Origin of the sequence: Achromobacter spanius, assembly GCF_039673305.1 — a bacterium.
In the GTDB taxonomy this organism is placed as follows: Bacteria; Pseudomonadota; Gammaproteobacteria; order Burkholderiales; family Burkholderiaceae_B; genus Achromobacter; species Achromobacter spanius_F.
Genome location: NZ_JBDJLJ010000005.1, coordinates 227,945 through 241,764, shown reverse-complemented (window position 1 = coordinate 241,764; position 13,820 = coordinate 227,945). Strand labels below are relative to the sequence as shown.

Annotated in this window: 13 protein-coding genes; 7 read left to right on the top strand and 6 right to left on the bottom strand. The window is 68.3% G+C overall.

Features of this window, described 5'->3' with window-relative positions; genetic code table 11:
* Both ABE485_RS07820 and ABE485_RS07815 read right to left on the bottom strand, forming a co-directional pair.
* Positions 1 to 1,394 (bottom strand): ABC transporter permease subunit (locus ABE485_RS07820; protein WP_346514731.1); only part of this gene is annotated, 1,394 nt, incomplete at its 3' end.
* A gap of 81 nt (positions 1,395 to 1,475) precedes the next feature.
* Positions 1,476 to 2,498: an amino acid ABC transporter substrate-binding protein gene (locus tag ABE485_RS07815; RefSeq protein ID WP_346514730.1), complete on the bottom strand. Its 1,023-nt coding sequence runs from the start codon at positions 2,496 to 2,498 to the stop codon at positions 1,476 to 1,478.
* A 170-nt stretch (positions 2,499 to 2,668) separates the two neighbouring features.
* Between ABE485_RS07815 and ABE485_RS07810 the strand changes: the two genes are divergently transcribed.
* Both ABE485_RS07810 and ABE485_RS07805 read left to right on the top strand, forming a co-directional pair.
* Complete coding sequence (locus ABE485_RS07810) at positions 2,669 to 3,808, top strand: aminotransferase class V-fold PLP-dependent enzyme (protein ID WP_346514729.1); 1,140 nt, start codon at positions 2,669 to 2,671, stop codon at positions 3,806 to 3,808.
* Between the two features lie 37 nt (positions 3,809 to 3,845).
* Positions 3,846 to 5,141 carry an O-acetylhomoserine aminocarboxypropyltransferase/cysteine synthase family protein gene (locus tag ABE485_RS07805; protein WP_346514728.1) on the top strand — a complete coding sequence of 432 codons (1,296 nt, stop codon included), beginning with the start codon at positions 3,846 to 3,848 and terminating at the stop codon, positions 5,139 to 5,141.
* A 78-nt stretch (positions 5,142 to 5,219) separates the two neighbouring features.
* Here the strand turns inward: ABE485_RS07805 and ABE485_RS07800 are convergent, their stop codons facing one another.
* Entirely contained in the window at positions 5,220 to 5,681 is a 462-nt protein-coding gene (locus ABE485_RS07800; protein ID WP_346514727.1) for a surface-adhesin E family protein, read from the bottom strand.
* Positions 5,682 to 5,846: 165 nt separating this feature from the next.
* On the opposite strand from ABE485_RS07800, the gene ABE485_RS07795 reads away from it, so the two are divergent.
* Positions 5,847 to 7,253 (top strand): hypothetical protein, encoded by a 1,407-nt coding sequence (locus ABE485_RS07795; RefSeq protein WP_346514726.1) that lies wholly within the window; start codon positions 5,847 to 5,849, stop codon positions 7,251 to 7,253.
* A gap of 30 nt (positions 7,254 to 7,283) precedes the next feature.
* On the opposite strand, the gene ABE485_RS07790 is transcribed toward ABE485_RS07795, so the two are convergent.
* Entirely contained in the window at positions 7,284 to 7,973 is a 690-nt protein-coding gene (locus tag ABE485_RS07790) for a GntR family transcriptional regulator (RefSeq protein WP_346514725.1), read from the bottom strand.
* 132 nt (positions 7,974 to 8,105) lie between these two features.
* On the opposite strand from ABE485_RS07790, the gene araD reads away from it, so the two are divergent.
* Genes araD through ABE485_RS07775 form a run of 3 tightly spaced genes read left to right on the top strand, consistent with a single transcriptional unit; the run spans position 8,106 to position 11,641 of the window.
* Positions 8,106 to 9,836 carry an L-arabinonate dehydratase gene (gene araD, locus ABE485_RS07785; RefSeq protein ID WP_346514724.1) on the top strand — a complete coding sequence of 577 codons (1,731 nt, stop codon included), beginning with the start codon at positions 8,106 to 8,108 and terminating at the stop codon, positions 9,834 to 9,836.
* Between the two features lie 46 nt (positions 9,837 to 9,882).
* On the top strand, positions 9,883 to 10,593 hold the full coding sequence (locus ABE485_RS07780; RefSeq protein WP_346514735.1) for a ribonuclease activity regulator RraA: 711 nt from the start codon (positions 9,883 to 9,885) through the stop codon (positions 10,591 to 10,593).
* A gap of 58 nt (positions 10,594 to 10,651) precedes the next feature.
* Entirely contained in the window at positions 10,652 to 11,641 is a 990-nt protein-coding gene (locus ABE485_RS07775; RefSeq protein ID WP_346514723.1) for a Bug family tripartite tricarboxylate transporter substrate binding protein, read from the top strand.
* Between the two features lie 69 nt (positions 11,642 to 11,710).
* Here ABE485_RS07775 and ABE485_RS07770 read toward each other — a convergent pair whose 3' ends face one another.
* Positions 11,711 to 12,127, bottom strand: coding sequence for a VOC family protein (locus ABE485_RS07770; RefSeq protein ID WP_346514722.1), 417 nt, complete (start codon positions 12,125 to 12,127; stop codon positions 11,711 to 11,713).
* Positions 12,124 to 12,645, bottom strand: coding sequence for a helix-turn-helix transcriptional regulator (locus ABE485_RS07765; RefSeq protein WP_346514721.1), 522 nt, complete (start codon positions 12,643 to 12,645; stop codon positions 12,124 to 12,126). Before ABE485_RS07765 ends, ABE485_RS07770 begins: the two co-directional genes overlap by 4 nt.
* A gap of 184 nt (positions 12,646 to 12,829) precedes the next feature.
* Between ABE485_RS07765 and ABE485_RS07760 the strand changes: the two genes are divergently transcribed.
* Positions 12,830 to 13,642 carry a class I SAM-dependent methyltransferase gene (locus ABE485_RS07760; RefSeq protein WP_346514720.1) on the top strand — a complete coding sequence of 271 codons (813 nt, stop codon included), beginning with the start codon at positions 12,830 to 12,832 and terminating at the stop codon, positions 13,640 to 13,642.
* The last annotated feature ends 178 nt before the right edge of the window (positions 13,643 to 13,820 follow it).

Sequence of the window (13,820 nt, the reverse complement as noted above, 5' to 3'; positions counted from 1 at the left end):
CACGCGACCAGCGCGGGGCCTCGGTCCGGGCCGGCCATCGTGCCGAAGAACAGCAGCGGCAGGTTCTCGCCCACGGCGGCCCAGCAGGCGCCCGCGGCCCGGGCGCACGCCGCGGGATCGCCTTGCCAGACGGCGCGCAGCACCGCCCAGTCCAGCAGCGTCCATGCCGCAAGCGCCAGCGCAGCCGCCAGGACGGCCGTCGCCAGTCGGCCGCGCCACGGACTCGCTTCGCGGGCCGCCGCATTCCAGCGCGGTCGTTCGCCCAGGCGCGCGCCGTGCGTGTCGCCGGGACCGTGGCGGGTGTGGCGCGCGTTCCAGGCGGACAGGCCGCCGCCCAGGCACAGCGCCAGGGTCAGGTAGACGCCCACCGCCAGCGCAATGCCTTCGAGCGCCAGGCCGGTCTGGGTAATGGCGGTGTTGATGACGGCCATCAGCTCCTGGTAGCCGATGGCGATGGCCAGGGTGCTGTTCTTCACCAACGCCAGGCATTGGTTCGCGTAGGGCGGCAGCGCCACGCGCATCGCATAGGGCGCGATCACCAGCCGCAGCACTTTGCAGGGCGCCAGGCCCAAGGCCTGGCCGGCTTCGACCAGCCCCACCGGCACGGCACGCACGGCGGCGCGCACGATGTCGGCAATGTAGGCCGCATGGAAGACCACCAGGCCGATCGTCAGCGCGGCGAATTCGATGCTGGGCTGCCAGCCTCCCGCAAGGCCCAGGCCGCGCTTGACGGGCAGATCGACCTGCGGCGCGGGCAGCAGGTTCCAGGCCAGGACGGCGGCGGCCAGCGCCACCGCCAGCGCCTTGTTGCCCCAGCGGCGGCGGGCGCGCCACCCCAGCGCCACGGCGGCCAGCGCGACGCCGGCATAGGGCAGCCAGCCGTGCAGCGCCGGCAACGCCAGCCCCCGATTGGACAGCAGCACGGACGGCAGCGGCGACCACGCCTGGCGCACGTCCGGCAGGCGCAGCAGGAGCCCATACCAGACAAAGAGCTGCAGCAGCACGGGCGTGTTGCGCAGCGGCGCGATGACGAGGGCGGCGCAGCGGGCCGCCAGCGGATGCGATGACAGTCCCAGCAGGCCCAGCCCGATGCCCAGCGCGGTCGCCAGCGGTATCGCGACGAACGCGACCGTCAGCGTGTTGACCAGGCCGGCCGCGATCGACATCCAGTAGGGGTCTTCGGGCGTGACGTTCAGCAGGCTTTCCGAAATGCGAAAGCCCGCCGGCTGGAACAGGAAGCCGAACCCGCCCTGGATGCCGCGCGCGGCCTGCACGGCCTCGATGTGCAGCACGAGCACCGCGGCCATGCCGCCCAATGCGATCGTCCAGGCCAATGCGGGCAGCCAGCGCCGCCACGGGCCGACGGAAGGAAAGGGAAGGGTGGTTGCCGTCATGATGGGCCGTGCGGGGAACGTGCGGACAGGAAATGGAAGGGCGGGCCGACGGCCCGCCCGATGACGCTCAGCGCAAGCGGATCACTGGAACGGCGGCGAATACAGCAGGCCGCCCTTGTTCCATTGCGCGTTCAGGCCGCGCTCCAGCTTCAGCGGCGTGGCCGCGCCCAGGTTGCGGTCCCACACCTCGCCGTAGTTGCCCACGGCCTTGATGGCGTTTTTCGCCCAGCCCTCGTCCAGGCCGAAGCTCTTGCCGATGCCGGCGTCCACGCCCAGCAGGCGGCGCACCTGCGCGTCGGCGCTCTGCGCCTGGCTGTCGGCATTCCCGGACGTGATGCCCAGTTCCTCGGCGGCGACCAGCGCGTTGATCGTCCAGCGCACGATGGCGGTCCAGTTGGGATCGTCCTGGCGCACGAAGGGGCCCAGCGGCGACTTGTTGATCCGCTCTGGCAGGATCACGAAGTCGTCGGGCTGGCTGGCGCGCGCGGCGCGGCTGGCTGCCAGCGTGGACGCATCCGACAGGTAGACGTCGCAGCGTCCCGCGTAGAAGGCCTGCTCAAGTTCAACGAGGTTCTCGATGACGACCGGGCGGTACGACAGCTTGTTCTTCTTGAAGTAGTCGACCAGGTTCTGTTCGTTGACCGTGCCCGGCTGCACGCAGACCTGCGCGTTGTCGAGTTCGGCGGCGCTTTTCACGCCCAGCTTGCGCGGCACCAGGAAGCCCTGGCCGTCGTAGAACACGATGCCGGCCGACACGATCCCCAGCCCCGCGTCGCGGCCCGAAGTGATGGTGGTGTTGCGGTTGAGTACGTCGATCTCGCCGGACTGCAGGGCGGGAAAGCGCTGCTGCGAACTGAGCGGGACGAAGCGCGTCTTCTCGGGATCGCCCAGCACCGCGGCGGCCAGCGCGCGGCAGAGGTCCGCGTCCAGGCCGGTCCAGCGGCCCTGCTTGTCGGCAATCGACAGGCCGGCCGAACCCTGGCTGACGCCGCACACCAGTTCGCCGCGCTTCTTGATGGTGTCGACCGTGCCCGCGTGCGAAACGCCGGCGGCCGCCAGCGCGGCGGCAAAGCCCGCGGCCTTGAGTAGATGAGTCAAACGCATGCTGTTCCCGTATTCGTTGTGGGCCAAGAGAGGCACGAATTCTATGGGGCAGGCGCCGTTTCCCGAGCGACTATATGGTCATATCAATATAAAAACTAAGCCTTATCCAGACGCGCGTCATATACCTAGAATGCCCGCATACCAAAGTGGTCTGACGAACAAGGTTGCGCATGAGCTGGCAGGAAGAATTCAGGCAGTTGTTTCCCATCACGCGGGACAAGGCGTACGCCAACATCGCGTACACCAGCCCGCTGTCGCCCAGGGTGGCCGGCGCGGTCGCGGAATTCTTCGACGGCATCACGCATGCACGCAGCGACAAGCCGCAATGGCTGCGCGACGCCGACGCCTTGCGCCAGCGGCTAGCCCGCCTGATCGGCGGCGACGCGCGCCGGTTGGCCTTCACCAAGAACACCACGGAAGGCCTGAACACCGTGGCCCAGGGCCTGGCCTGGCAAGAGGGCGACAACCTGGTCGTCGACGACCAGGAACATCCCACCAATGCCTTGCCCTGGCTGAACCTGCGCCGCCGCGGCGTGCAGGTGCGCGTGGCGCAGGCGCGCGCGCACCGCTACACGGTGGACGACCTGTGGCAGCACGTGGATGCGCGCACCCGCCTTGTCGCCGTGTCGTGGGTCCAGTACGGCACCGGCCTGCGCACCGACATTCAAGAACTGGGCCGCCGCTGCGCCGAGCGCGGCATCTGGCTGGTCGTCGACGGCATCCAGGGCGCGGGCCTGCTGCGCGCCAGGGTCGACGAGTGGCATGTCGACGCGTTCGCCTGCGGCGCGCACAAAGGCATGCTGGGGCCGCTGGGCGTGGGCCTGCTGCATGTGTCGCCGAGGCTGCTGGACGCGCTGGATCCGCTGCATATCGGCCCGTCGGGCGTGACCACGCTGGACAAGTCCGGCCTGCAATGGCAGGTGGGCGTGTCCGACGCCGGGGACGCGCGCCGGCTCGAAACCGGCAATCTCAACTATCCGGGCATCGCCGGCTGGGCGGGCGCGCTGGACCTGATCGAACAGGCCCGGCCCGAGCGCATCGAGCCCTGGGTGCTGGAGCTGTCGCAGGCGCTGAGCGACGGGCTGCGCGCGCAGGGCGCGCAGGTTGTGTCGCCGCCCGGCGACGAGGCGCGCAGCACGACGACGGCGCTGCGCGTGGCCGATCCTGCCGCCGCGCTGGCGCACCTGGCCGGCGCGGGCGTGGTGGCCAGCATTGTGGAGTATGGTTACGTGCGCCTGTCGGTCGGCGCCTATAACAATCATGCAGACATCGAACGCATCCTGCGCGCCGCGCGCGCGTTTGCCGCCTGATCTGAACCCTTGAAAAACGCATTATCCGGAGAGACTCATGACTGAAGCGAAGAAGCCCAACTGGCGCCTTGAAACCGTGGCCGTCCACGGCGGCTACCGCCCCGACCCGACCACGCGCGCGGTCGCGGTGCCCATCTACCAGACGGTCGCCTACGCGTTCGACGACACGCAGCACGGCGCCGACCTCTTCGACCTGAAGGTGGCGGGCAACATCTACACCCGCATCATGAATCCCACGACCGACGTGCTGGAACAGCGCGTGGCGGCCCTGGAAGGCGGGATCGCCGCGCTGGCGCTGGCCTCGGGCCAGTCCGCCGTGACCTACGCCATCCTGACCATCGCCGAAGCCGGCGACAACATCATTTCGTCCAGCACGCTGTACGGCGGCACCTACAACCTGTTCGCCCACACGCTGCCGCAATACGGCATCACCACGCGCTTCGCCGATCCCGCCGACCTGGCCGCCTTCGAAGCGCAGATCGACGACCGCACCAAGGCCATCTTCGCCGAATCCGTCGGCAATCCGCTGGGCAACATCACCGACATCGCCGCGCTGGCCGACGTGGCGCATCGCCATGGCTTGCCGCTGATCGTCGACAACACCGTGCCGTCGCCGTACCTGCTGCGTCCCATCGAGCACGGCGCCGACATCGTGGTGCAGTCGCTAACCAAGTACCTGGGCGGCCACGGCACCAGCCTGGGCGGCGCCATCATCGATTCGGGCAAGTTCCCGTGGGCCGAGCACAAGGCCCGCTTCAAGCGCCTGAACGAGCCGGACGTCAGCTATCACGGCGTCGTCTACACCGAAGCCTTCGGCCCGGCCGCCTACATCGGCCGCGCGCGCGTGGTGCCGCTGCGCAATACCGGCGCGGCCATTTCCCCGTTCAACTCGTTCCAGATCCTGCAAGGCATCGAAACCCTTGCGCTGCGCGTGGACCGCATCGTCGAGAACGCGGTCAAGATCGCCGGCTACCTGCGCGAACATCCGAAGGTGGAGTGGGTCAACTACGCCGGCCTGCCGAACCACCCCGATCACGCGCTGGCCAAGAAGTATTTGGGCGGCAAGGTTCCGGGCCTGTTCACCTTCGGCGTGAAGGGCGGCCGCGAGGCCGGCGCGCGCTTCCAGGACGCGCTGCAGCTCTTCACGCGCCTGGTCAACATCGGCGATTCCAAGTCGCTGGCGACGCACCCCGCGTCCACCACGCACCGCCAGCTCAATGCCGAGGAACTGCAGAAGGCCGGCGTGCGCGAGGAAACCGTGCGGCTGTCCATCGGCATCGAACACATCGACGACCTGATCGCCGATCTGGAACAGGCGCTGGCGCAGGTATAGCCGCGCCGCTCAGGCGAACCCCGGGCGCCGCCGCAAGGCGGACGGCGCCACCCTTGACTGCGGGAAGGAATGGCGCATCTACTTGCGGGCGCTTTTCCCTTCGGCCGGGCAGATCAGGTCGCGCAGCCTGCGCTGCACCGGATCGCGGGTGACGGGCGCATTGCGTATGCCCGGCACCGGCACCGATTCCACGATCGCGCCGGTGGCGTCGTTGCCGGCATGGTGGCGGACTTCGGTGACGGTATAGGTATTGGCGCCGCAGTTCAGCGTAATGGGCTGGGTGACGGAACCGTAGGGCTGGCCGTTGGCCTCGGACACCCGCGGCTGCGCGTAGAACCACGCCACCGTGACCCCCATTACCGTCGGACGCTCGGATACGGGCAGGATCGAATTCTGGTCATAGAACACGCCGGGCATGGCCTGGGGATCCACCGGCACCCAGTTCGGGCCGATCGATGTGGCGATCTGGGCCAAAGGGCTGCCGCCCGCCGTGGCAATCAGGGCCAGGGCGAGTAGGGCTTTTGCGTGCCTTGCGGTCATGGGTGGGTTCCGTGGTTGCAGCTTGGAAGGGGGCAGGGCGTCTGGTCAAGACGTGAGCATGCGTTACGTCAGTATAGAGAACCGGGCGCGACGCGCTATAGTTCCGTCCGTTCCATAAACGGCTGGCAACGGGTGCTGGCGTTCACGCCTGGGATCCCTAGACCCATGACCATCAGACTGCTGGCCGGAGGCCTTGCGATTGCCGCCGCCGGTGTCCTCGGCCATGGGATCTATCAGATCATCCCGATGGGTGAACCCCTTGCCCGCAGCGAGGTCGTGGGCGAACTCATCGGTCCCGCGCTCGCCTCGTATTCGCGCGTGGCCATCCAGCGCTACGGCGAACGCCAGTTGCTGACGGGCCAATTGCTGGTCACGGCCAAGGACGTCGAAGGCCTGGCCCGGGCGCCGGTGCTGGATACGCAGGTTCCGGCCCTGAAGGAACGCCTGCTGAAGCAGCGCCTGCGCCTGGCGCAGACGGGCGCCATCACGGCGCTGGCGCATGGCTACGATGATCTGGCCCTGACGATGCTCCAGACCGGCCGGTCCACCACCGATACGCGCAATCTCATTTATGGGGGCCGGGGCACCGGCGTGTTCGAACTGCTGGGCTCCATCAGCGGCGACACCGGCGTGACCCTGATCGGCACGCCGGGGGGCGAAACCCTCTACCTCGTTACCAGCACCCTGCGCAACGCGGGCGACGGCGATCAGCCGGCCGCCTGGGATACGTTGCGTTCCGATGATCTTGGAACGACCTGGAACTACGATCCCGACGTGACGCTGGGCCTGCCGCAGCAGCACACGGCGTTTCTCACGCCGCAGCTGGCCGTCGCGCTGGAAAGGCATGACACCGGGATGCGGTTGCTGCACAGCTGCGACGGCGGCCAACGCTGGGCGGCAACCTTGCTCAAAGAGCAGGTGTGGCCGGATTCGGCGGCGTTCGAGCGCGGATTCGCCGAGTCAGCGGAGCGGGACCGCAAGGTCTATGGCGACGAGCAGCTGGGCTACGGCTGGTCCCTGTACCCGCTGGACGAACGACGGGCCGTGGGCTGGAGCTGGCGCACGCGGGTCCGGCCCCTTGGCTCGGACAAGCCCGAAGTGATCGAGACCCGGCGTTTCGAGGTGCAGTTCCAGGAAGGGGCATCGCCCGCCTTCCGCATCACGCCGGACGTCGCGCCCGTGCCCGTGCAGGATTCCCGCGCCCTGGTGGCGCGCGACCAGCCCGTGTTCGAGACGGCCGACAACGCCATCTACGAACTGGACAAGGCCGGAATGGACTGGATCGAGCGCTCGGTGTCGCCCACGGTGCGCGGCGCGCGCTCGTGGATCGCCCAGGCCTGGTTCGGCCCCAATGCCTGGGTCATCAAGACCTACGCGGACCACATGTTCTCGGGCAACGAGTACACCACGACGTATTTCTACACCCGCGACTCGGGCAAGACCTGGAACCCGTTCCAGCTGTCGCACGAGCAGGAGCGCGGGCTGCTGGGCCTGGACCAGACGGGCGACGCCCTGCTGTCGCTGGGCGAGCGGGACGGCAAGACCGTGATCCGGCGCTATCTGCTGGATTGAGTCTGGCAAAAGCCCGGGGCGGGGCTGCGGCTATTCGGCCACCACGTACTCGGGATAGCGCTTGCAGATTTCACTGACCTGGCTGAGCGTGCCGGAAAGGTGCTCGCGCAGCACTTGCTGCGCGCGCGCCGGATCTTGCGCGGCGATCGAATCCAGCAGCCGCTGGTGATCGTCCAGGATGCGCTCGGCCTTGCCGGCTTCCGGCAGGTGCAGGCGGCGCAGCCGGTCCAGGTGGCCGCTGTAGCGCTGCGCCATTTCCCACAGGCTGGCGACGCCGGCGGCTTCGTGCATGTCGCGGTGGAAGGCCTGGTCGGCGTCGATGAAACGCTGATATTCCCCGCTGAGGTGGCTGGCGCGCTGCAGGTCGATGCTGGCCTGCAAGCGTTGGATCAGTAGCGGATCGGGCCGCTGCGCCAGCACGTGCACGATCTCCAGTTCCAGCGAGCGGCGCAGGAAGTGCGCCTGGCGGGCGGCGGCGATGTCGATGCGGCTGACGACCGTGGTGTGCTGGGGGTAGATCTCGACCAGGGCCTCTTCGGCCAGCCGCATCAGCGCATCCCGGATGGGCGTCTGGCTCAGGCCGTAGGCATCGGCCAGGGTCACGCGGGACAGGGGCGCGCCGGGGGCCAGTTCCAGCGAGACGATCTGCAGTCGCAAGTGTTCGAAAACCTGGGGCGCCGCGTGGCGGGATCGGTCCAGTCGGAGCTTGGGGCTTTGCATCGGAAACGGTGGGGAGGGGACGCGGGGACGAACGACGAAAGCCGCAGTGTAGCGGGTTTTTACCTAGCTGACGCACTAATGTATTAGTGTTTAAATGCCTTCATCCTCACCACGCATCCACCTCTCATCCCCATGAAACGTTCCTACGAAAGCCTGCGCAGCGCCGCCTGGATGGCCAAGGACGACCTGCGTTCCTTCGGCCACCGATCCCGCATGATGCAGATGGGCTATGGCCCGGACGACTGGGCCGGGCGGCCCGTCATCGCCATCATCAATACCTGGTCGGACCTGAACCCCTGTCACAGCCACTTCAAGCAGCGCGTCGAAGACGTCAAGCGCGGCGTGTTCCAGGCGGGCGGCTTTCCGGTGGAACTGCCGGCCATTTCGGTGTCGGAATCCTTCGTCAAGCCGACCACCATGCTGTACCGCAACTTCCTGGCCATGGAAACCGAGGAGCTGCTGCGCAGCCATCCGGTGGACGGCGCCGTGCTGATGGGCGGCTGCGACAAGACCACGCCCGGCCTCATCATGGGCGCCATCAGCGCCGGCCTGCCGTGCGTCTACGTGCCCGCCGGCCCCATGCTGCGCGGCAACTGGAAGGGCAAGATCCTGGGGTCCGGCTCGGACGCCTGGAAGCTCTGGGACGAACGCCGCGCCGGCAAGATCACGCAGGAACAATGGACCGAAGTGGAGGGCGGCATCGCCCGCAGCTACGGCACCTGCATGACGATGGGCACCGCCAGCACCATGACGGCCATCGCCGAGGCCATCGGCATGACCCTGCCGGGCGCTTCGTCGATTCCCGCGGCCGACGTCAACCACATGCGCATGTCGGCCGAATGCGGGCGGCGCGTCGTGGACATGGTCTGGGACGACCTGACGCCGCAGCGCATCCTGAGCCTGGCGTCGTTCAAGAACGCCATCAACGTCGCCATGGCCATGGGCTGTTCCACCAACGCCATCATCCACCTGGTCGCGATGTCGCGCCGCGCCGGCTGCGCGGTCGGGCTGGACGACTTCGACGCCGCCAGCCGCAAGGTGCCCGTCATCGCCAACATCCGGCCCAGCGGCGACACCTACCTGATGGAAGATTTCTACTACGCCGGGGGCCTGCCGGCGCTGATGTCGCGGCTGCAGGGCCACCTGGACCTGTCGGCCATGACGGTCACCGGCAAGACGCTGGGCGAAAACATCGCCGGCGCCGAGGTCTACAACGACGACGTGATCCGCAAGCTGGACACCGCCATCTACGACGAAGGCGCGCTGGCCGTGCTGCGCGGCAATATCGCGCCCGACGGCTGCGTGATCAAGCCCAGCGCGTGCGCGCCGCAGTATCTGCGGCACACCGGGCCGGCGCTGGTGTTCGACGACTACCCCAGCATGAAGGCCGCGGTCGAGGACGAAAACCTGGACGTCACCGCCGACCACATCATGATCCTGCGCAACGCCGGCCCGCAGGGCGGGCCGGGCATGCCGGAATGGGGCATGCTGCCCATCCCGACCAAGCTGGTGAAGCAGGGCGTGCGCGACATGCTGCGCCTGTCCGACGCCCGCATGAGCGGCACCAGCTACGGCGCCTGCATCCTGCACGTGGCCCCGGAAAGCTACATTGGCGGCCCGCTGGCGCTGGTGAAGACGGGCGACATGATCACCGTGGACGTGCCTGCGCGCAGCATCAACCTGAACGTCAGCGACGAGGAACTGGCCGCCCGCCGCGCCGCCTGGACGCCGCCGCCCCGGCGCTATGAGCGCGGCTACGGCTGGATGTATTCCAGGCACATCCTGCAGGCCAACGACGGCTGCGATTTCGACTTCCTGGAAACGGAATTCGGCGCACCCGTGCCCGAGCCCGCCATCTTCTGAACCTCGTTCTTTCACGTCCACATTCCCCGGAGCCATCGTGTCCCAAATGAATCCCGAAACCCGCGCCCGCCTGGCCGGCATCAGCACCGCCACGCTGTGCACCGCCTTGTTCAAGCGCGGCCTGCGCAACCAGTTCATCCAGGACGTGCGTCCGCTGAACGCCGGCCTGCCCAACATGGTCGGCCCCGCCTTCACCCTGCGCTACATCCCCGCGCGCGAAGACCTGAACACCATCAAGGTGTTCGAGGATCGCTCGCATCCCCAGCGCGTCGCCGTCGAGACCTGCCCGGAAGGCGCGGTGCTGGTGATGGACAGCCGCAAGGACGCCCGCGCGGCTTCGGCCGGGTCCATCCTGGTCACGCGCCTGATGAAGCGCGGGGTGGCCGGCGTGGTGACGGACGGGGGCTTTCGCGATTCGCCGGAGATCGCCGAGCTGGGCTTTCCCGCCTATCACCAGCGTCCGTCCGCGCCCACGAACCTGACGCTGCACCAGGCGCTGGACATCAACGCGCCCATCGGCTGCGGCGATGTGGCGGTGTGGCCCGGCGACATCGTCGTGGGCGACCGCGAGGGCGTGGTGGTGATCCCGGCGCACCTGGCCGACGAAATCTCGATCGAAGCCGTGGAAATGACCGCCTTCGAAGACTTCGTGACCAGCCAGGTGCAGGCGGGTGCGTCCATCCTGGGGCTGTACCCGCCGACGGATCCCGCCACCAAGGACAAGTTCGCCGCCTGGCGCAAAGAACAGGGCCGCTGAGCCTTGCCGCCGGCGCGGCCGGCAACCCATACAGACCTATAAAAGGCAGGAGACAACCATGAATACGCAACGACGCGGCGCGCTGGCCGCGCTCTTGGCCGGCGCCGTCCTCGGCGCGCTGGCCTTGCCCGCCAGCGCGGCCGACTGGCCGACGCAGAAGCCGATTTCCTATGTGGTGCCGTTCACCGTGGGCGGCTCGACCGACGTGGTGGGCCGGGTGCTGGCCCAGAAGCTGGGCGACCGCCTGCACCAGAACGTCATCGTGGAGAACAAGCCGGGCGCCGCCGGCGGCATCGGCGCCACCTACGTGGCCAAGGCCGCGCCCGACGGCTACACGCTGTTCGGCGGCACGATCAGCACGCATGCCATCAACGCCAGCCTGTACAAGAACCTGAAGTACGACCCGGTCAAGGATTTCGAGCCCGTGTCGCTGATCGCCTACCTGCCCAACGTGCTGCTGGTGGACCCCAACCTGGGCGTGAACTCGGTGGCCGACCTTATCGCGCTGCTCAAGCGCGATCCCACCAAGCGCACCTTCGCGTCGTCGGGCGCGGGCACGTCCACGCACCTGGCCGGCGAGCTGTTCGCCGGCATGATCGGCGTGCCGCTCACGCATGTGCCCTACAAGGGCACGCCGCCCGCCATGGTTGACGTCTCGTCGGGCGCCGTGACGTTCATGTTCGACCAGATGACCGCGGCCCTGCCGCTGCTGCAGACCGGCAAGCTCAAGCTGCTGGCCGTGACCACCAAGGACCGCATCGCGCTTGCGCCGGACGTGCCCACGATGCAGGAAGCCGGCGTGCCGGGCTTCCAGATGGCGTCCTGGCAGGCCGTTTATGCGCCCAAGGGCACGCCCAAACCCATCCTGGACAAGCTGGCCGCCGAGATCGCGCAGATCGTCAAAGAGCCCGACGTCCAGGAAAAGCTGGGCAAGACCATGGGCATGGAGCTGGTGGGCAGCACGCCCGAGCAGCTGCGCGACCTGATGGCTACGGAAATCCCGCGCTGGGCGGAAGTCGTGCAGAAGTCGGGCGCCAAGGTGGAGTAGGGGCGCCTGGCATGCCGGGGCCGCCTGGCGGCCCCGTCCTGGCTCCCGGGGCTGCGCACGGCGCGGGGGTCAGCGCGTGGCTTGCGGGGCCTGGATCATCTTCCACCCATTGCCGGCCGGATCGCGGAAACCCGCGTCCACGCTGCCGTAGCGCTCCACCGGCTCTTGCGTGAATTCCACGCCCAGCGCCTTCAGCCGGGCGTAGCTGGCGCGGCAGTCGGCCACCGACAGCACCAGGGGCGGCATCGCGCCCTTGGCCACCATGGCGCGCAAGGTCTGCGCCGTGGCGTCGTCATGGATGGGCGGGCCGGGCGTGAACAGACCCAGCTGAAACGACGGCTGCTCCGGATGCTGCACCGTCAGCCAGCGATAGGGCCCGTTGCGCACGTCCGTGTGCACCCGGAAGCCCAGCTTGTCCACGTAGAACGCCAGCGCCTCGTCCTGGTCATTCACGTACACGCCTGCGACATTGATCCCTTCGTTCATGATTCCTCCTGGTTGGTCCGTGGCGGCAATGTAGCGTTAGCCAGCCGGCGCCGCTTCTCCAAAACTGCCATGGCCAGGTCCGGGCGCTGCGCCGCCTTCAACACGCAGGCGGGGATGCTCGCGGCCGGCGCCGGATCCGCCCGCGCCTCGGCGCGCAGCACGCCCGGACTGCGGCCCGTGATGTCATGGAAGATGCGTCCGAAGGTGCCCAGGCTTTCCCAGCCCGTCGCATACGCAATGTCCGTGATGCTCAGGTCCGTATCGCGCAGCAGCGCGGCGGCCCGCTCGATGCGCCGCGTCAGCAGATAGCGGTGGGGCGGAAGGCCGAAAGCCCGCTTGAACGAGCGCGCAAAGTAGGCCTGCGACACGCCGCTGACCTCGGCAAGCCGGCTGACAGGCCAGGCCTCGTGCGAGGCGGCATCCATGCGGTCCTTGGCGCGCAGCAGGCGGCGCAGCAGGGCCGGGTCCAGCAATGCGCCGGCGGGAGGCCGGGCGTTCGGTTCCGGGCGGTGGGACATGGGGTCGGAAGGGAGGGGGATGCGGGTAGTGTAGGCGACCGGCGTCGGCGCTAAGCTATTGGCGATGGGGCCTGGATCGAAGAACCATCCAGCTCCCCGGTGCCTCCCCCGCGCCGCGGCAGGACCGACGGCGCGCGGGCCGCCGATCCGCCGACGCAGGCACGGGCCTCCAAGGAGCAGCACCATGGCCGACATCGATAAGGCATTCACAGGTTCGATTCCCAAGCTGTACGACACCCTGATGGTTCCCATGATCTTCGCGTCCTACGCCGCCGGCATGGCGGAACGCGTCGCGGGATTTTCGCCGCGCGCGGTGCTGGAAACCGCGGCCGGCAGCGGCGCGGTCACGCGAGTGCTGGCGCCCCGGCTGGGCACCGGCGCGCGCTATGTGGCGACAGACCTCAACCAGCCCATGCTCGACTATGCCGCCGGCCGCCAGGGCGCTGGCAGCAGCGTCGAATGGCGGCAGGCGGACGCGCAGCACCTGCCGTTTGACGACGACACCTTCGACGTCGTGTGCTGCCAGTTCGGCGCGATGTTCTTTCCTGACCGTATCGGCGCCTATGCCGAGGCGCGCCGCGTCCTGCGGTCCGGCGGGCGCTTCGTCTTCAGCGTCTGGGACAGCGTCCAGGAAAACGACTTCGCGGCCGTGGTCGCCGACGCCGTCGCCGCGGTCTTCCCGCAAGACCCTCCGCTGTTCATCGCCCGCACGCCGCACGGCTACTACGACATCGCGCGGATCCGCGACGACCTGCGCCGGGCGGGCTATGAAGACGTCCAGATCGAGACGCGCGAGGAAGTCAGCCGCGCGGCCAGCGCACTGGAGGCCGCGACCGCCTATTGCCAGGGCACGCCGCTGCGCAACGAGATCGAATCGCGCGACCCCGGCCGGCTCCAGTTGGCCACGGAGGGGGCGGCGCGGGCCCTGGCGGACCGCTACGGGACGGGGGCGATCAGCGGCAAGATCCAGGCGCATGTGATTATCGCGACGAAGTGAGGCTGGGGTTTGTCGCTTGCGGAACTCGTCGGCAATCTTTGGGGGGGTATCAGGATCCAAATAGTCCGCCGCGCGCCCCTTCAATTCATTGTTTCCGCGCGCCGCGCAAAAACTCTCATAACAATCGCTTTAGGGCGTCCCTATTTATAATGTACGATAATGTTTCGTTCAGATACAT